Source organism: Brevibacterium sp. FME37 (assembly GCF_014897485.1).
Taxonomy (GTDB): Bacteria; Actinomycetota; Actinomycetes; order Actinomycetales; family Brevibacteriaceae; genus Brevibacterium.
Map to the genome: position 1 here is coordinate 26448 of NZ_JABUYE010000019.1, position 18355 is coordinate 44802.

17 protein-coding genes are annotated in these 18355 nt (G+C 61.9%); 5 read left to right on the forward strand and 12 right to left on the reverse strand.

Features of this window, described 5'->3' with window-relative positions; translation table 11 throughout:
* Positions 1-756: 756 nt before the first annotated feature.
* Together INT29_RS17655 and INT29_RS17660 are read left to right on the forward strand one after the other, a co-directional pair.
* Positions 757-1326, forward strand: a complete 570-nt coding sequence (locus INT29_RS17655; RefSeq protein WP_193072654.1) for a dienelactone hydrolase family protein — start codon at positions 757-759, stop codon at positions 1324-1326.
* 89 nt (positions 1327-1415) lie between these two features.
* Entirely contained in the window at positions 1416-1841 is a 426-nt protein-coding gene (locus INT29_RS17660; RefSeq protein ID WP_101569618.1) for a hypothetical protein, read from the forward strand.
* Positions 1842-1856: 15 nt separating this feature from the next.
* Here INT29_RS17660 and INT29_RS17665 read toward each other — a convergent pair whose 3' ends face one another.
* Complete coding sequence (locus INT29_RS17665; protein WP_193072655.1) at positions 1857-2741, reverse strand: glutamate ABC transporter substrate-binding protein; 885 nt, start codon at positions 2739-2741, stop codon at positions 1857-1859.
* Positions 2742-2851: 110 nt separating this feature from the next.
* On the reverse strand, positions 2852-3241 hold the full coding sequence (locus INT29_RS17670; protein ID WP_101569616.1) for a winged helix-turn-helix transcriptional regulator: 390 nt from the start codon (positions 3239-3241) through the stop codon (positions 2852-2854).
* A gap of 79 nt (positions 3242-3320) precedes the next feature.
* Here INT29_RS17670 and INT29_RS17675 point away from each other — a divergent pair, with 79 nt between their 5' ends.
* Entirely contained in the window at positions 3321-3926 is a 606-nt protein-coding gene (locus INT29_RS17675) for an NAD(P)-dependent oxidoreductase (protein WP_193072656.1), read from the forward strand.
* 137 nt (positions 3927-4063) lie between these two features.
* Here the strand turns inward: INT29_RS17675 and INT29_RS17680 are convergent, their stop codons facing one another.
* The 10 genes from INT29_RS17680 to mfd all read right to left on the reverse strand — a co-directional run bounded on the left by INT29_RS17680 (position 4064) and on the right by mfd (position 15908).
* The gene (locus INT29_RS17680) at positions 4064-5437 is read right to left on the reverse strand and encodes an NAD(P)/FAD-dependent oxidoreductase (protein WP_193072657.1); all 1374 of its coding nucleotides are present in this window, start codon (positions 5435-5437) and stop codon (positions 4064-4066) included.
* Between the two features lie 80 nt (positions 5438-5517).
* A complete protein-coding gene (locus INT29_RS17685) occupies positions 5518-6813 on the reverse strand; it encodes a S8 family peptidase (RefSeq protein WP_193072658.1) in 1296 nt (431 codons plus the stop codon).
* Positions 6810-7757 (reverse strand): Ppx/GppA phosphatase family protein, encoded by a 948-nt coding sequence (locus INT29_RS17690; RefSeq protein ID WP_193072659.1) that lies wholly within the window; start codon positions 7755-7757, stop codon positions 6810-6812. The genes INT29_RS17685 and INT29_RS17690 overlap by 4 nt, the downstream gene beginning before the upstream one ends.
* Before the next feature lie 9 nt (positions 7758-7766).
* Positions 7767-8297: a DUF501 domain-containing protein gene (locus tag INT29_RS17695; RefSeq protein WP_101569611.1), complete on the reverse strand. Its 531-nt coding sequence runs from the start codon at positions 8295-8297 to the stop codon at positions 7767-7769.
* Positions 8297-8788 (reverse strand): FtsB family cell division protein, encoded by a 492-nt coding sequence (locus tag INT29_RS17700; protein WP_193072660.1) that lies wholly within the window; start codon positions 8786-8788, stop codon positions 8297-8299. Before INT29_RS17700 ends, INT29_RS17695 begins: the two co-directional genes overlap by 1 nt.
* A gap of 415 nt (positions 8789-9203) precedes the next feature.
* A complete protein-coding gene (gene eno, locus INT29_RS17705) occupies positions 9204-10484 on the reverse strand; it encodes a phosphopyruvate hydratase (RefSeq protein ID WP_193072662.1) in 1281 nt (426 codons plus the stop codon).
* 107 nt (positions 10485-10591) lie between these two features.
* Positions 10592-11398, reverse strand: coding sequence for a tyrosine-protein phosphatase (locus tag INT29_RS17710; protein ID WP_101569608.1), 807 nt, complete (start codon positions 11396-11398; stop codon positions 10592-10594).
* On the reverse strand, positions 11395-11853 hold the full coding sequence (locus INT29_RS17715; RefSeq protein ID WP_319020936.1) for a MazG nucleotide pyrophosphohydrolase domain-containing protein: 459 nt from the start codon (positions 11851-11853) through the stop codon (positions 11395-11397). The genes INT29_RS17710 and INT29_RS17715 overlap by 4 nt, the downstream gene beginning before the upstream one ends.
* Positions 11854-12001: 148 nt before the next feature.
* Positions 12002-12196 (reverse strand): CsbD family protein, encoded by a 195-nt coding sequence (locus INT29_RS17720; protein ID WP_101569607.1) that lies wholly within the window; start codon positions 12194-12196, stop codon positions 12002-12004.
* A gap of 121 nt (positions 12197-12317) precedes the next feature.
* Positions 12318-15908, reverse strand: coding sequence for a transcription-repair coupling factor (gene mfd, locus INT29_RS17725; RefSeq protein ID WP_193072665.1), 3591 nt, complete (start codon positions 15906-15908; stop codon positions 12318-12320).
* Positions 15909-15997: 89 nt separating this feature from the next.
* On the opposite strand from mfd, the gene INT29_RS17730 reads away from it, so the two are divergent.
* Both INT29_RS17730 and INT29_RS17735 read left to right on the forward strand, forming a co-directional pair.
* Positions 15998-17458, forward strand: a complete 1461-nt coding sequence (locus tag INT29_RS17730) for an arylsulfotransferase family protein (protein ID WP_193072667.1) — start codon at positions 15998-16000, stop codon at positions 17456-17458.
* Positions 17459-17564: 106 nt separating this feature from the next.
* Positions 17565-18338 (forward strand): rhomboid family intramembrane serine protease, encoded by a 774-nt coding sequence (locus INT29_RS17735; protein ID WP_193072669.1) that lies wholly within the window; start codon positions 17565-17567, stop codon positions 18336-18338.
* Positions 18339-18355 lie beyond the last annotated feature (17 nt).

The window sequence follows — 18355 nt, forward strand, 5'->3', positions numbered from 1 at the left end:
ATTCCGTTGATGCAGATCACTGTTCGAAATTCCGATTTGGGATCCCGATTTGGGATCCCATATCAGCGTAAGCGGGTGTTGTGCAGAGCGGCAAGGTTGTTTTGGGCTGGAATATCAACCCACTAAACCGTTGTGGCTGGTACGTGGGAGTGAAGGAATGCACTCATTCGACCATTCCTCGTCGAGAGTAACGGAGACGCAAGAAGCCGAAGACTTGGCTAAGAACCAACACGGCATTCCTGGCCCCAATTCAGAGGTGGTGAAGAAGTAGCGGCCGACCACGGCTGAGATCGTCTCGGTGAATGTTCGCAACGGCCTCCGGTAGTTAATGTGCGAGACTCTCCAAGTCTTGAGATTCGCGATCGCCTGCGTTGAGGGCATCAATGGCTTGCTGGCAGAAAGAGTCATTCCGGCTACCGGAATAGGATGCTACGAAAACGTTGTGTAACTTGTCGCTTTTTTCAACAAAGATGCGCCAGTCTCTTCAGCCGAAAGACTCAACTCACCCCACGTTTGCCCATCTTTTTCAACGGAATCCCACGGAAACTCATGACAGCAACACGAACCTCAGAAGCGCCGAGACCGTTGAATTCTAGAGGCAGGAGCCACCCCACGGAAACTCCCGGATTCGATGACTCCACATCGATCAAGTGTGGGTTCGAGTCCCACTGGGGGGACTTTTTCTGCCTGCTGTTCTCTTCACTCCTGCTTAGAATCTGATCATCCGCCGCAGGTAATCAAGGGAGATTCAGCGCTATGGCCGAGATCATGCTCTACCACCACGTCCAGGGACTCACCGACGGGGTCGCCGCATTCGCAGAGGGCCTGAGGGCCTCGGGGCATACCGTGCATGTCCCCGACATGTTCGCGGGCCGCACGTTCGCCTCCATCGAAGAAGGGTTCGCTTATACCCGCGAGACCGGATTCGATATTGTCCGACAGCGCGGGCTTGCGGAAACACCAGAACCGGGCGCCGGTCTGGTGTTCGCAGGCTTCTCCCTCGGAGTCACGATCGCCCAGCAGCTCGCTCAAACCCGGGACGACGCCCGCGGCGCGCTTCTCATCGATTCCTGCCTGCCGGTCGCCGAATTCGGATCGGCATGGCCTGAGACTGTGCCGGTGCAGATTCACGGCAAGGAAGACGACGAATTCTTCAACGAGGATCTGCCCTCTGCCCGAGCCTTAGCCGACTCCACGCCGTCCGCAGAACTCTTCGTCTACCCTGGCAGCCAACATCTCTTCGCCGACTCGTCCTTGGACTCGTTCGACGCGGACGCAACCGCGCTTCTGCTCGACCGTGCCCGCGGGCTCCTCGCTGCAGTTTGAGTCTGCTGGATGTGCCGCTGCCTGGGCGTCGTTCGAGCATGAAGGTATGAAGTTTCGCATCCGTCAGTCCGTCCGGGCAAGATAGTCACATGACGAATGTGCTGCTCACCTCACAGGGCCCGCCTCTGTCCGCCGGCGATCTGGAAGATCCCGACGTCGCCTCCACACCGGGGCCTGCCGTACTTTTTGCGACCCTGGCGACCCGGCGTGCCGAAGACACCATGGCTACTGGGTCCAACCGTCCGTTCGCCTACCGCGAGGCGGGTGCCGATTGGCATGAGCTCGGCTACGAGGCAGCCGACCACTGGGAGGGGCTGACCCCCGAGCTGCGCCAACGGCTGATCACAGACCGGACAGCGCAGCTCAGCCGCGAGGAGTACTCCGTCACCACCAGCGGAGCCAGCGCTTCGATGATCACGAGCAACTGGACGTACTCCGACTCGCCGCGCATGTACCGCGTCGCTGGCGAGCTCCGTGAACTCGCCGAGGTGCTCGCGGAGATCACCAGCGACTGACTCCTGCGTGTGTGACTAGTATCGATCAACTGTCGGCAGTTTCACGCCTTCCGAATCCCCCAGGGTATGCTCGAACGCCTGCGTCCAGTCCCCGTTCTCGAATGCTGACTCAACTGCGTCGTTGACGGCGTTCCGGAGTTCATCGTCGCCCTTGGGCAAGCCGATTCCGTAGTGGTCTTCGGAGAAGGGCTGACCGACGACGGTGAGCTCGTCTGAACTCTGTGCAGCATAGCCGCGCAAGATGGCATCGTCAGTCGTGACCGCGTCCACGGAGCCTGACTGCAGGTCGGTCACACATTTTGAGACGGTGTCGTAGGTGACGAGCTCTGCCTCAGGATGCTCCTTTTCCATCCTCTGTCCCGGCACTCCCCCGACAGTTGCGCATACAGTCTTGTCATCAAGGTCGTCCGGACCACCGATGTCGGAATCAGAGCGAACCATGAGGTCCTGCCCTGCTGTGTAATAAGGGCCAGCGAAGTCGATGATCTTCTTTCGCTCATCGTTGATGGTGTAGCCGGCCACAACGAGATCGACACTGCCCTGCTGCAGGAAGGTGTCTCGATTGGACGTCACGGTTTCCACCCACTCGATGTCCTCGGGAGCGAACCCGAGCTGACCGGCCACGATCGTGGCGATCTCGACGTCAAAACCTTCTGGCGTTTCGGCTCCGGCGGTGAGGTTCCCGATACCCGGCTGATCATGAAAGACACCGATCGTGATTGAGCCCTGATCGTGAGCGCTCTTCCATGTCGGCGAGGCCGCGATATCGGCACCGTCGTTCACTTCATAAGAAGGCCTATCCGCACCGCCATCGGGGTCGGCAGGAGTCCCACCCTGACCACATCCACTCAGGACGAGCCCGAGCGCAGCAGACCCGATGACCCAGTTGACCTTGAGCATGCACACTCCTTTGTGAGATTCTATCTGCTGCTCACCGTTGAGCAGATGTGATTCGATAGTACCGGCGAACCGGAGGAGCGAAAGACCGCTCGGAACAAGTCCGAGTTGCCTCAGGAGCCCCGCAACATGGTGGCGTCCTCATGGTGGTCCCTGCTCTCCGAGATGGCTGCCACATTGAGTTCAGCCCACCGTCGCAGAGCAGCCACGGGTTCTTGAAGGGACCGGCCCAGTTCGGTCAGTGCATATTCCACTCGTGGAGGAACCTCGGCAAAGACCTCTCTGGTCACGAGCCCATCGGCAACCAGCGATCGCAGGGTCGAAGTGAGGACCTTCGGTGTGATCCCACCGATTGCCACACGAATTTCGCTGAAGCGCTTCGGGCCTTCATCGAGGATCTCGATGATGAGGACCGTCCATTTGTCACCGACGCGGTCGAGAACGACTCGAGTCGGACATTCAGGATCGAAGGCATCGCCTTCCCAGGAACTGCTCACACTCATATTCCAATAGTATCTTTGAGGTACTCGATATCAAAAGGGTATCTTTGTGGCATCATCCGCATCAACGAAAGGACACACCATGAAGATCGCACTGTTCGGGGCATCCGGAATGATCGGATCCCGGGTCACCAAGGAAGCCGCAGAACGCGGACTCGAAATCACCGCCATCACCCGCACCGGTGCCGAGGTCCCTGGAGCTGCAACGAGCCTCAAAGGCGACATGGGAGATGTTGAATTCGACCGCCAGGTCGTCGCCGATCACGACGTCATCGTCTCGACGACCGGCCCCAGCCGCACCGGCGGACCCCACGAAGAGTGGCTGAAGGGTCTCGAGACACTGGCTCAGGCCAGTGGAGACAAGCGCATCTTCGTCGTCGGCGGCGCCGGATCCCTCTTCGTCGGCGGCACGATGCTCAAAGACACCAAAGGCTTTCCCGAAGCATATAAGACCGAGTCAGAGACCGGCACGAGAGCACTCGAACTGATGCGTGCCGGCAGCTACTCCCCCTGGACTCTGATCTCCCCGGCCCCGGAGATCGGCCCCGGTGAACGCACTGGAACCTACACAACCGAGCTCGAGGTGCCCGCCGGTGATTCGATCTCCGCCGAAGACTTCGCGGTGGCCATGGTCGATGAGATCATCAACGCGAAACACATCGACACTCGCTTCACCGTCGCCAACTGAGACCCCCGGGCGTTTTGAATCCCTCGTCCTCTTGAATGACAAGAACGCTGGGAGTGCGATTGCACTCCCAGCGTTCTTCAGACCTCATCAGGGTTCACATCACGGTGACGGCCGGACGCGAATCCTGCGCTCAGGTATCAGGCCTTTGCGGTTTCCTTCTTTGGAGCAGGCTTCGAGTTGGCTGCCTCGACGAAGTTCTTGCGAGGAACATCGAGATCGGCCAATGGCATGGTGTCGCGGCCGACGACGGCGTTGAGGATCCAGTTGCCGAAGACCTTGACCTTGCGGTCAACTGTCGGGATCGCGTAGCCGTGGTAGGCACGGTGCATCAGCCAGGCGAGGACGCCGCGGGCTTCGAAGTCGCCCATCTGCGAAACGCCCTTGTACAGACCCAGGCCTGCAACGGTGCCGATGGTCTTGTGGAAGTACTGCTTGAACTCAGTCTCTCCGCGCAGAGCGGCGAGAACGTTGGCAGCCAGCACTGGCGCCTGGCGCACGGCGTGCTGAGCGTTGGGCACGCAGTAGCCACCCACGCCGCCACCGGAGAGATCAGGTACAGCTGCGTTGTCGCCGGCGGCCCATGCGCCCTCGACCACACCGTTGTCACCCTCGACGCGCAGATCGGCGCGCACGGTCACACGGCCGCGCTCATCGAGAGGCAGGTCTGAATCGACGAGGATCGGGTTGGCTTTGACGCCAGCCGACCACACGATGGTGTCGGCGTCGAATTCTTCGCCGCTGGAGAGCTTGACGTGCTTGTCAGTGCAGTCCTGGAGGAAGGTCTCGAGGTACACATCGATGCCGCGTTCGCGCATGTGCTCGACGACCCACCGAGCCTGAGCTTCGCCGACCTCAGGCATGACACGGTCAAGTGCTTCGACGAGGACGAAGCGGACATCAGCTTCGGTCAGCGTCTCGTACTGAGCCACTGCGGAGCGGACAACGTCTTCGAGCTCGGTGAGGAGTTCGATGCCAGCGAATCCGCCGCCGACGAAGACGAAGGTCAGTGCCTTGCGACGTTCCTCGTCATCTTCCATCAGCGAGGCATCGGACAAGCGGCTGAGGAGGTGATCGCGCAGTGCGACAGCTTCCTCGATGCGCTTGAGCGCGATGGCGTTCTCCTTGAGGCCGGGGATCGGCAGAGCACGCGCCACCGAACCGGCAGCCATGATGATGTGGTCGTAGTCGAGCTCGAACGCTTCGTCGTTCTCGGGCTCGACGGTGACGAACTTGTCGCTGTGGTTGATCGAGGTGACCTTCGCGGTGATGACTTCAGCACCGGAGAGGTTGCGACGCAGCGGCACGACAGCGTGACGCGGTTCGATGGACCCGGCTGCCACCTCGGGGAGGAACGGCAGATAGGTCATGTACGGGTTGGGATCGACCACGGTCACTGTGGCTTCGCCACGACCGAGGTTCTTCAACAGATTCTGAGCGGTAACGAGACCAAGGTAGCCGCCACCAACGACGAGGATTCGAGGACGCAATTTTGAGTTTCTGATGAGTGCCATATCCCCATCTTAGGCCCTTGTGAAAACTTTCACTAATTGCATCTCGACGCTCCAGATCAGAGGTTCAGCGCCGGGTTTCCTCACCGTCTGCGACGGATGAAAGCCACTGCCGAGAGCACGAAGAGGATGATCGCGATGAGGCCCCCGGCGCCCAGAATCGCGAAGCCCAGCTGGGGCGTCGACTGCGATGAGACAACGTCCTTGGGCGCGACCGCTTTCGGGTTGTTGTCCTCCGCGGGAGCTGCGTTGTCAGTCTCAGCCGGGTCCGATTGTCCGCGTCTGTGCATCTTCACCCAGTCGGCGAGAGCATCGGCCGCGCTGGGCACCGTCTTCGGGACATCGGATTTCATCGCGGCCTTCGGATCGAGGCGACCCCAGCCGACGATCGGATCCGGTTTGCCCTTCTTGCTCTGTCCCTTGTGTCCGGGGACAGGTTTGGCCGTCGAGGTCAGTTTTGCGGCGACCTCGTCGGCGCTGAGGTCGGGGTCTTCGGCCCGGATCAGCGCTGCCACGCCGGAGACGATGGGTGAGGCGAAGGAACAGCCCTGCCCCTCTGCATAACCGCCCGAGTAATACGGGATCGGAATGTCTGCCGCCGGTCCCATCAGGTCCACGGCCGTTCCGGGAGCGGTCGATTCGGACAGAACACGGTTGTTTTTGCCCAGCCCTCCGACGCCGATGACTCCGGGCACCGTCGATGGCGACCACGCCTGTGTGGCCCCTTGGGAGGCATTGCCGACGCAGGCGACGATGACGACGTCCTTCTCATAGGCGTAGGCGAAGGATTTGTCCCAGCTGGAGGGCCAGGCAGGATCGTCCCAGCCCAACGACATGTTGATGACCTTGGCTCCGGAGTCGACGGCCCATCGGATGGCCTTGTCGGCCTGCTCACGGGTGGAGCCTGATTTCTTCGGCCGGTCGGGCCCCAACCACATCGAGGCAGAAAGGATGTCGACGTCGGGGGCGACTCCTGTCGGCCCGGCGCCTTTGCCCTGCCCGGCGATGACACCGGCGACTGCGGTGCCGTGGTGGATCGTCGTCTTGCCGCCGATCGGCGTCCTGCCGTCTTTGTCGAGCCCGCTGAAGTCTTTGGATTTGGTCACCACGCCACCGAGGTCGTCGTGCTTGGCGTTGACTCCCGAGTCGATGACGGCGACCTTCACGCCTTTGCCCGTGGATTTCTTCCACAGATCGTCGATGCCGTAGTCCTTGATGAACCACTGCCCTGGCCCGGCCTCCGGCGCTGCCATGGCCGGCTGCGTCGTGCCCATGAGCAGACCCAGCACGAGGGAGCCGACGAGGGCGAGTTTCGCGGTGCGCTTTCCAGCGCGTGGACGCCTGGGTGCTGTCGATGTCCGCGCGGTGGCGGACCTCACGACTGCTGGCGCGCGAGGTCGAGCGCGGTGCCGTCGAGGATGTCCGTCTCCGAGACCATGATGTCGAGTTCGGCCCCGGAGCTTTTAACCGCAGCATCGATGCGGGCCGCAATTCGGGCGAACAGCATTCCCCCTGCCGCAATGACGTCGACGCGTCCGGGATGCATGTATGGCAGTGCTGCGCGGGCCTCACGCTCCATGCTCAGCAGCTTCTGGGCCTCACCGTCGATGTCTGCCACGCGCAGATGGGTCCCGTGGATGCGCTCGCGCTGGTAGCTGTCGAGGTCGAGAATTCCTGCGGTGAGTGTGGTGACGGTGCCCGCGACTCCGATCATCGTCCGTGGAGCGCTGATATCGACGATCTCTGCGGCCTTGTCGAGGTTGGCATCGATATCGTCGATGGCGGCCTGGATCTGGGCCTGGTCGGGGAGGTCGACGGACATGTGGCGTTCGGTCAGGCGCACGGACCCGATGTCCATGCTGACCGCCGAGGTGACTCTGTCGGTTCCGAGGACCAGTTCGGTTGAGCCCCCGCCAAGGTCCATGACGAGGAACGGGCCACTGTCGGCGCCGTGTCCGACGGTGGCTCCGAGGAACGACAGATGAGCCTCTTCGTCTCCGGTGATGACGTCGGGCACGACGCCGAGGATGCCGAAGATGCCTGCGAAGAATTCGTCGCGGTTCTTCACGTCACGGCTGGCGGAAGTGGCGACGAATCTCAGCTTCTCAGGTGAGTACTCGGCAGCAACCTCGGCGAACTCCCGGGCCGCGGCGAACGTACGTTCAAGGGCTTCAGGGGCGAACTCACCCGTCGCGTCCACACCTTGGCCGAGGCGCACGATACGGGTCTCGCGACGAAGCTCGGTCATCCGTCCCTGTGCGTCGACCTCGGCAATGAGCAGGCGCAGGGAATTGGTCCCACAGTCGAAGGCGGCAACTCGCATGAGTCTCTCCTATTCGCTTGCCTCGGCGGAGGCATTTTCTGCGCCCGCAGGGCTGGGGACGTCTGTCATGAAGGAGATGGCGCGGTCGCCGATCGGGTTGACGCCGGCTCCTGCTGCCAAGGAGTGTCCGACCAGAGCGTGCAGGCACTTCACTCGAGTGGGCATGCCGCCGGCGGAGTAGTCCTTGATCTCCTCCACCTCGGCGATGCCGGCGCTCTTGCCGATCTCCGATCGTGTTGCGAGGTAAGCGGCGTGGGCCTTGGCGTAGGCTGCGGCGAGTTCTTCGTCTTCGATGAGCTCAGCGGACCATTCGGTCATGATTCCCGACGCTTCGAGACGCGAGCACTCGGTGACGAAGGCCGGGTGGGTGAGGTAGAAGGTCGTGGGGAACGGCGTGCCGTCCTCGAGTCTCGGAGCTGTGGCAACGACCAGAGGCTCTCCCGACGTGCTGCGGGCCGCAATCCCGACGACGCCGCGCGGAATCCGCCCGAGCTGGTCCTTCAGGATGGCGAAGTCCGCCTCGGTGCACTCTGTGATCATCAGCCCTTCTCCACGGTATTGCCGACCTCTTGAATCGACTCCAGCAACTCAAGGTACCAGGCTTGTTTGCGTTGCGGGCGGTCCGTATCCGAATCGTCACCCTTGATCGCCTCCTGGTTGGTGACGATGACCGCGTTCTTGCCCTCTTCCACGTAGTACTGGTCCTTGCGCGCCTTGCGTTTGATGTATGCAGGGTCCTTGAGGTTCTCGTTCTTCTCTTCCAACCCCTGGACTTCGGATTTCGTCGATTCGATCTCGCTGTTGAGTGCCGCAATCTGCTGTGCCTGCTTGAGAGCGGAGTTGATCGAAGGCAGGAAGGTGACGAGCACGATGGCGACGACGAGAAGGAAGACGCCTGTCTGCCAGGACAGCTTCCGCTTGCGAGTGTCCTCGCTGGCCTGAGCCTCAACGACCGGCGCGGGACGTCGACGGGGAGCGGCTCTGCCTGGAGCGGATTTGGGGGCGCTGTTTCTCGGCTTGCTCGGAACCATGTCTCTTTCCTCTGCGACCGGGGATGGGGGAAGGCTGTCGCAACACATCTAAGTCTGCCGTGTCAGTAACCCGACTTCGAGGATTTGAGTGTCGTGGCGTGTTCTATTTTTCGAAAGGTTCCATCGGGCCGGTCGCTGAGGTTATTCTCTGGCAACAGTCGCTCATCCGATGCGCACTGAGGAGTTGGGAAATACCCGGGGGTGTTCTGTGCGGGGCGGGCGGTTTTGTGATCGCCGGCTGCCGAGGTATTCGCCATCGTCAGAGCATTCGCCGGGAGAATTTGTCGATGAATATCGCCGAGGCGGGGGCCGGGTGACCGTTGATGATCACCCGGCCCCCGCCTCAGGGACGAAGCTATTCAGCACCGCAGTGCCTTAACGCCTCAGCGCAGTACCGCCTTAGCTCCGCAGCGAATCAGCCGTCGAAGCGGGGGAAGGCTCCCCGGCCGGCGTAGCGAGCTGCGTCGCCGAGCTGCTCTTCGATGCGCAGCAGCTGGTTGTACTTGGCCACACGCTCGGACCGTGCCGGAGCACCGGCCTTGATCTGGCCGGCGTTCGTGGCCACTGCCAGGTCGGCGATCGTCGTGTCCTCGGTTTCACCCGAACGGTGAGAGATCATCGTCGTGTAGCCGTTGGTCTGTGCCAGCGACACTGCGTCGAGGGTCTCCGTCAGCGTGCCGATCTGGTTGACCTTGACCAGCAGAGAATTGGCGGTGTTGTCGTCGATGCCGCGCTGGAGACGCTCGGGGTTCGTCACGAACAGGTCATCGCCGACGAGCTGAACCTTCGAGCCGATGGTCTCGGTCAGGGTGGCCCAGCCTTCCCAATCGTTCTCATCGAGTGGGTCTTCGATGGATACCAGCGGGTACTTGGCGAGCAGACCCTCGTAGTATGCGGCCATGTCCTGTGCCGACTTCTTCTCACCTTCGAACTCGTAGGCTCCATCGGAGTAGAACTCAGACGAGGCCACATCGAGTGCCACCGCGATGTCACGGCCCGGACGGTGCCCGGCAAGGTCGATGGCTTCGAGGATGAGATCGAGTGCTGCGGCATTGGAGTCAAGGTTCGGTGCGAACCCGCCTTCGTCGCCGAGGCCGGTGGACAGACCCCGCTCCTTGAGCACGCCCTTGAGCGCGTGATAGACCTCGACGCTCCACTGCAGGCCCTCGTGGAAGCTGGCCGCGCCGATCGGGGCGATCATGAATTCCTGGATGTCGACGTTGGAGTCGGCGTGCGATCCACCGTTGAGGATGTTCATCATCGGAACCGGCATGACGTGGGCGTTCGGTCCGCCCAGGTAGCGGTAGAGCGGCAGGTCAGCGGACACTGCGGCTGCTCGAGCCACAGCCAACGAGGTGCCCAGCATTGCATTGGCGCCCAGACGGGACTTGTTCTCGGTGCCGTCGAGCTCGATCAGTGCCTGGTCTACCAGACGCTGATCATCGCTTTCGAGACCGACGATGACTTCGTGGATCTCATCGACGACTGCGTCAACAGCACTGGTGACGCCTTTGCCCAGATAACGTTCCGGGTCGCCGTCGCGCAGCTCCACAGCTTCGAACTCACCGGTGGAGGCGCCGGAGGGGACCCCGGCACGGCCGACGGATTCATCGGCTAGCAGCACTTCCACCTCTACGGTGGGATTTCCCCGGGAATCCAGGATTTCACGGGCGTTTGCGGCAACAATCTCAGCCACTGATTACTCCTTCGCAATTGGTTTCACATGGGGAACATGTGCCTGCAGGACAGCTTAATGCACCAGAGGACCGAGCTCATTCTCAGCCCAGGATGGTTGCTTCGCTGTCAGGGGGCGACAACGTCGGCAGGCGTCAACAGCTGCCGCCGTAGTTTCTCCGGACTTGCCGGGTCCATTCCATGGTCGAGCAGATATGCTTCGACACCATTCTCGCCATACTTCGCGTCGATGGAGTCGAGGGTCTTCGCCATGAGTTCCGGCGGTGCCGCAGTTGCGGTCTCGGCGAGGTTCCCGGAGATCCCGGCATCGGCGAAGTTCCTGACGATGTTCTCGAGGAATCCTCCTGACAGGTGCTGTGAGGTGATCGAATACTCGTCGAGGATCTCGTGACGCCCGACGCCGAGGAGGGTGAGGATGAATGCGGCGACCACACCTGTCCGGTCCTTGCCAGCAGAGCAGTGGAAGACCACTCCGCCCTCGCAACGCTGTGCAATGACGTCAACGGCCAAGGCGAGACGGGTTCCGAAGTGACCGATCATGAGGTCATAGATCTTGCTCAGCGAACGATCGGAGAGGTCCATTCCGGTCTCCTCGGCGGCCTTTTTCATCTCCTCGCGGCTGAGCTGCTTCGCCGGGAAGAAACGATCGTCGAAGATGGGCAGCTCAATGAGCTCCGCGTCGATGCCCTCGAGCGCGTCGGGAAGTTTGGAACGTTCCCCGACGTCACGCAGATCGACGACGGTGCTGACGCCGAGCGCTCGGATGTCGGCTCGTGACCTGTCGGTGAGTTGGGCGAGACCGTCGGAGCGGTAGACCTTGCCCGTGCCCACGTTCGACTCCCCCGCCGAGGTGGGAGAGCCTCCGATGTCACGGAAGTTGAACGTGCCTTCGATATCAATGCGTTCCAAGCTCACTGCTGCGTGTCTTTCTGCTGTTTCTCTTCGGTCTTGATCCGGCGGTATTCGGCCTCGACGTCTTCGAGGGAGGCCATGTGCTCGTCGCTGGCGTCCTCGCCGAAGGCCAGAGGATGGCGTCGGATGAGTTTGGCTTCCAAGCCTTCGACTATCAGCCCCAGAGTATGCCCGTAGGGAACGGAACCGCTCTCGTCCAACAGCGCGGAATGGAAGAGGACCTGGTAGAAGACGTCGCCGAGTTCTTCGACGACGGCGGCACGGTGGCCCGGATTCGGATCACCTCGGAAGTCCTCGAGTGCTTCGATGAGCTCCTCGGTCTCTTCCCGCGCATACTTCTCGAGGCTTCCATGGTCCTGACGGCTCGACCACGGGCACCGGCGCCGCAGCGTCGCCATCGCCTCGGTTACTCCCTCGGTGCGAGCACCGATGACGCCCGCTGACTCTGCCTGCTCCACTGCAGTGCCCCTTCCGATTCCTGCTTCGCTGTGACGGTTCGACTCTCCAGCCGATAGCCGGACTCGCAAGCCGACGGTCCGACGCACGAAGCGTGTCGAACAATAAGAACGGCCCCCACCGCGGGCGCGATGGGGGCCGAGTTCCGCATTACTTGCTGAACTTGTCCTTGATGTCGTTGCCGAGGTCCTTGACCTTCTCGCCGACCTGTTTGGTCTTGCCCTTGAGCTGGTCTGCAGAACCCTCTGCTTTGAGCTCGTCATCGCCGGTCATGTCGCCGACGGTCTCCTTGGCTTTGCCGGAGAATTCTTCAGTCTTGTTCTCGAACTTATCGTCAAAACCCATAGTGGCTCTCCTTAAGTCGTACGGTACGTCTGTACCCGTATTCGCACTCTACGCTAGGAACAGCTGTTGAATGTGCACTATCAGAATACGTACAGATTGCCTCTGCGTCGATCACCGCAGCTCAGACTCCAGCCTCGACGACCTCGGAGGCGACGACTGGGACGATCGCGTCGAGGAATTGGTGAGCCCAACGCAGGATGTCGGAATCCGTCATCTCCTTCGCATCGAAGCCGTTGCCTGTCATCGGCTTGGGCACGAGCACCGACCTGACCGCCGGCTTGAGCAGAGACTTCGGGTACAGGCGCTTGAGCCGCACGACCTGCGAATCTTCGAGTTCGACCGGACCGAATCGGACGAAGTTGCCTTGGACGACGATGTCGTTGATGCCCGAGGCTTTGGCTCTGATCCGCAGTCTGGCGACATCGGCGAGCACACCCACGGCCTCCGGGTAGGCACCGTACCTGTCGACGAGTTCGTCGAGGACTTCCTGCAGCTCGCTCTCGTTCGCCGCAGCGGCGAGTTTCCGGTATGCCTCAAGTCGCAGTCGTTCATGATCGACGTACTCTGACGGCAGGTGTGCATCGACTGGCAGCTCGATGCGCATGTCCGCTTCGGGTTCGGTGTCCTCGCCGCGGAATTTCGCGACGGCCTCCCCCACCAGCCGCACATAAAGGTCGAATCCGACTCCCTCGATCTGTCCTGACTGCTGTCCGCCGAGGAGGTTGCCGGCGCCACGGATCTCGAGGTCCTTCATCGCCACCTGCATACCGGCGCCCAATTCGGTGTGGGCGGCCAGCGTCGTCAGCCGGTCGTGGGCAGTCTCGGTCAGCTGTGTGTCTGCAGGGTAGAGGAAGTAGGCGTAGGCACGTTCCCTGCCGCGACCGACGCGACCGCGCAGCTGGTGCAGCTGGGAGAGTCCGAAGCGATCCGCGTGATCGATGATGAGCGTGTTGGCATTGGAGATGTCGATGCCGGTCTCGACGATGGTCGTGCACACAAGCACGTCGAACTTCTTCTCCCAGAAGTCGACGATGACCTGCTCCAGGCGCTGCTCGTTCATCTTTCCGTGGGCAATCGCGATCCGAGCTTCGGGGACGAGTTCGGCGATGTGGCCGGCCACGGCTTCGATGTCCTTGACACGGTTGTGGATGTAGAAGACCTGGCCTTCGCGCATCAGCTCACGGCCGATCGCGGCCTTGATCTGCTTGTCCTCTTTCTTACCCACGTAGGTCAGCACCGGGTGGCGTTCCTCGGGCGGGGTGGCCAGGGTCGACATCTCTCGGATGCCGGTCACAGCCATCTCCAGGGTCCTCGGGATCGGGGTCGCTGACATCGCGAGCACGTCGACGTTCGTGCGCATCGCTTTGAGCGTCTCCTTGTGCTCGACGCCGAAGCGCTGCTCCTCGTCGATGATGACCAGTCCCAGGCTCTTGAACCGCACTTCTCCGCTGAGCAGACGATGCGTGCCGATCACGAGGTCGAGCTTGCCAGCTGCGAGATCCTCGACAACCTGCTCCGACTCCTTCTTCGTCTGGAAGCGTGAGAGCGCGCCGACTGTGACGGGGAAGCCCGAATAGCGTTCGGCGAAGGTTTCGAGGTGCTGCTGAACGAGCAGCGTAGTGGGCACGAGCACGGCGACCTGCTTGCCGTCCTGGATCGCCTTGAACGCGGCACGGACTGCGATCTCGGTCTTTCCGTAGCCGACGTCGCCGCAGATCAGACGGTCCATTGGGACCGCTTTCTCCATGTCCCCCTTGACCTCGTCGATGGTCGTGAGCTGATCGGCGGTCTCCACGTAGTGGAAGGCATCCTCGAGTTCACGCTGCCATGGCGTGTCCGGCCCATATGTGTGGCCGACGGTGGCCTGTCGTGCAGAGTAGAGGCGGACGAGTTCGCCGGCGATCTCCTTGACGGCCTTCCTGGCCTTGGTCTTCGTGGCCTGCCAGTCGGAGCCGCCCATCTTGTTCAGGTTCGGGCTCTCCCCGCCGACGTAGCGGCTGACCTGGTCCAGAGCATCGCTGGGCACGTACAGGCGATCACCGGGCTGCCCGCGTTTGGCCGGGGCGTATTCGACGATGAGGTACTCACGGGTGTGCTTGTTCGCGCCCTTGCCGGTCGTGCGCTGCGTCATTTCAACGAACTTGCCGACACCGTGCTGATCGTGGACGACGAAGTCCCCGGGAGCCAGGTTCAGTGGGTCCACCTGATTGCGTTTGCGTCGAGTGGGCAGACGCCGCATGTCCCTCGTCGAGGTGGAGGCGGCGCGACCGAGCACATCGGCTTCGGTGAGCACGGCAAGCTTGAGGTCGTCGAAGACGAAGCCGCCGAACGGCGCGGCAGTGGTGACTGTCACCAGGGCCTCGTCGATGTCCGTCGGGTCATCGACGAAGGTCGCAGGCACGCCAGCTTCGGAGAACACCTCGACCATGCGCTGGCCCGGCCCCTGCCCTTCGGTGAGCACGAGGATGCGCCACCGGTCGTGGATGAGCTCCTTGACATCAGCGAGGATCGCTTCCACGTCGCCGGCATATCCTCGCGGCGCGCGAGCCGGAACGGAGAACAGATTCTGAGTGGGTGAGGCGAGTTCTTCGTCGGTGGCGAATCCGCCGAGCTCCCACCACGCCAGGCCGATGAGGCGAGCGCCTTCTTCCATCTCTTCCATCGTCCGGAATGTCGCAGCGGACAGGTCGATCGGGGAATCGCCGCCGGCAGCGGCTCCTGACCACGCGGCCTCGAGGAATTCGTTCGTCGTAACGACGAGGTCGGCGGCCCGGGCCTGCACCCGTTCAGGTTCGGTGATGACGATCTTCGTGGATTCGGGCAGCAGCGCGATGATCGGCTCCATGCCATCGGCCAGCACGGCTGAGAGTGATTCCATGCCTTCGACGGCGACGCCACCGGCGATCTTGTCGAGCATGTCCGATGCCGCCGGCAGGGTCTGTGACAGCGAGGCCGCACGTTCCCGGATGGAGTCGGTGAGCAGAAGTTCACGGCACGGCGGTGCCGAGAGTTTCAGGGGTGGGGTGTCCTCCTCGGCGGGAATGGACCTCTGGTCGCTGACGGAGAACTCGCGAATCTCGTCGATCTCGTCACCGAAGAACTCGATGCGCAAGGCATGGTCTTCCGTCGGCGGAAAGATGTCGACGATGCCGCCGCGAACCGCGAACTCACCTCGGCGGGAGACCATGTCAACGCGTGAGTATGCCAGCTCGGTCAGGCGTTGGGAGAGCTGATCGATCTCGTATTCGTCGCCGACGGCCAATTCCACCGGCTCGATATCGCCGAGACCTTTGACCAGGGGTTGGAGGAATGCGCGAACGGGCACAATGATGAAAGCCAGGTGTCGGTCCGGGCTGGGGTGGGCCAGACGGTGCAGAATCTGCAATCGAGCTCCGACGGTGTCAGACCGGGGTGAGAGCTTTTCGTGCGGGAGGGTCTCCCAACTGGGGAAGACCGCGATCGAGTCCTCGGACACCCAGTCCGCCAGTGCCCGCGCCAGGTCCTCGGCCTCACGCGTGGTGGCCGTGACGATGAGCTGCGGCGCCGAGGTAGTGGGATCGTTGTCGGCCGACACCAGAGTTCGGCGCAGGATCGATGGCCACAGACCCCGGATCGCATCAATCGTTCCACCTGCCGTCTCCGGGGCGTTGAACGCTGAGACGAGGTCAGCGATGGTGGAGTTCTGGCGTGTGAGATCGAGTCCGTTGAGCACCCTGCAATTCTAGGCCACGGGTCGGACACGAGAAACGGCGGCGACTGCGCTCCGTCCACTCCTGGGTGGAAACGTGTGAAGATGGGGTCATGTCCTACCGCACGCTTCTTGCATCTGTGGCGGCCGCAACGCTGCTCCTGTCAGGGTGCACCACCGAAGAGGAAGTCCCCCAACCCGAACGCTGGGACTTCAGCACCAGGCCGGACTTGAACCCGCCGAAGATCGACATCGACGTCAGCTCACAGCCGCCTGAGGAAGAGAACGACCTCAAGACATTCCTCGCGCCCAAGGGACAGGCCGCCGATGATGAGAAGTCCTGGGTCGGTGGGCTCATCCTCGACTCGGCCGGAGAACCGGTCTGGATCCGACACGGGTCGGGCCAGATGTGGGACCTGCGGGTTCAAGAGTACCAGGACGAACCTGTCCTCACCTGGTGGGAAGGGCTGGCCGAGACTCCAGAAACAGCCGGCGAAGTGGTGATGCTCGACGACAGCTACAACGAGATAGCACGGGTGGGCATGGGCGGGGACCTAGCGCACAAGACCGCCGATCTGCACGAAACGACGATCACCGAAGACGGCACGATGCTCCTCCTCTCCTATATCAAGACCCAGACGGATCTCAGCCCCGTCGACGGCCCGAAGGACGGCTGGGTATGGGAAGGAGTGGTCCAGGAGGTCGACATCGCATCCGGTGATCCCGTTGTCGAATGGCGATCGCTCGACGACGTTCCCGTCGACCAGACGCAGTCGAAGATCAAGGATGGCGAAGGCACCGAGGAGGAGCCCTTCGACTACATCCATCTGAATTCGGTGTCAGAGGACGACGACGGCGACGCACTGCTCGTCTCCGCCCGCAACACCCATGCGATGTATCAACTCGATCGGGAGACGACCGATCTGAATTGGGTGCTGGGCGGATCGGCCAGCGATTTCGAGATGGGTCACGGCGCGACCTTCGCCTGGCAGCACGACGCCATCCGCCGCGAAGACGGCACGATCACCCTCTTCGACAACCACGCTGCGCCCCGCCTCGGCGATACCAGAGGGCTGCGCCTCGACGTCGATGAGGGAAAGAAGAAGGTCACTGTCGACACCGAGTACCCTGCCCCCGACGACCGCTCCTCGGGAAGTCAGGGCAATCTGCAGGAACTCGACAACGGCAATGTGTTCATCGGCTGGGGCTCCGAGCCGTACTTCTCGGAATTCACCTCCGACGGCAAGCTTCTCTACGACGCGACATTCACCGGCGGTTCAAACTACCGGGCCTACCGCTTCGACTGGGAGGCAACCCCCTCAGCTCCGCCAACCGCGACGAAGTCCGAACCTAGTGAGGGCATCACGCGAGTGCACATGAGTTGGAACGGAGCCAGCGAGGTTGCAGCCTGGCGCATCCTCAGCGGAGACGACGAGGAGCAGCTTGAAGAGACCGCCGTCGTCGATCGCACCGGCTTCGAAACCGCAGCCGACATCACTCCCGCTGGTTCCCGGATCGTCGTCGAAGCCTTGGACGAGGAGAAGGAACCGATCGGCAGCACGACCGTGGACTGATTCACCGGAGATCTCAGGACTGTAACGGGACTAACGGAACGGACACGATTGTCTCCGAGCCCCGGTTCTTCGGCGTTCTCCAAGCTTCATCACCGACAATTGAGACATGAGTTCCGACCAGTCCCCTCGTTTCTCCGCTGAAGAATCCCAGTACATCTTCGGCAACGATTCATCTGTCCCCAATCCACCCAGGTCAGGCGGCCACCCACCCGCAAAGCCACCCAAAGTCGCCAACCTGCAGACCACTGTCAGCCGCGATCACCGACTCTCACGCTTCGTCCCAGTCCTTGTTCTGCTGGCCATCATGTGGGTCATTGAGATCGTCGACACCATACTTCCCGCCAATCTCGACATGTTCAGTCTGCAGTCGTGGAATCCGCTGTCCCTCTACGGTGTGGTGACGTCTCCCCTGCTGCATGCGGGGTTCGGTCATCTGACGGCCAACACGTTCCCGTTCCTCATTCTCGGCCTGTGCATCGCCGTTGAGGGGGCACGTCGGTTCTGGCTCGTCACCATCATCACGGCGGTGGTATCCGGGCTCGGTGCCTGGTTGACGACGCTGCCGACCGGTCAGCACATCGTCGGCGCCTCCGGCATCGTGTTCGGATTCTTCGGCTACCTGGCGGTGCGCACATGGTTCACCGACGACATGCTTCGCAAAATCGTCTACTTCGCCATCGGCTTCTTCGTCTTCGTCACTTTCGGCGCATCGATGGTCTTCGGGATGCTGCCCCAGGCCAATGGGATCTCCTGGCAGGGCCATCTCTTCGGCTTCGCCGGCGGCGTCTTCGCCGCTTGGATGATCCATCGCAGGAGTCAGAACAAGCTCACCTCTGAGAAACGTTCCACCTCTGAAAAGCGGTCCGGCGACGGGAAGTGACACCGACTGAGCGCCGC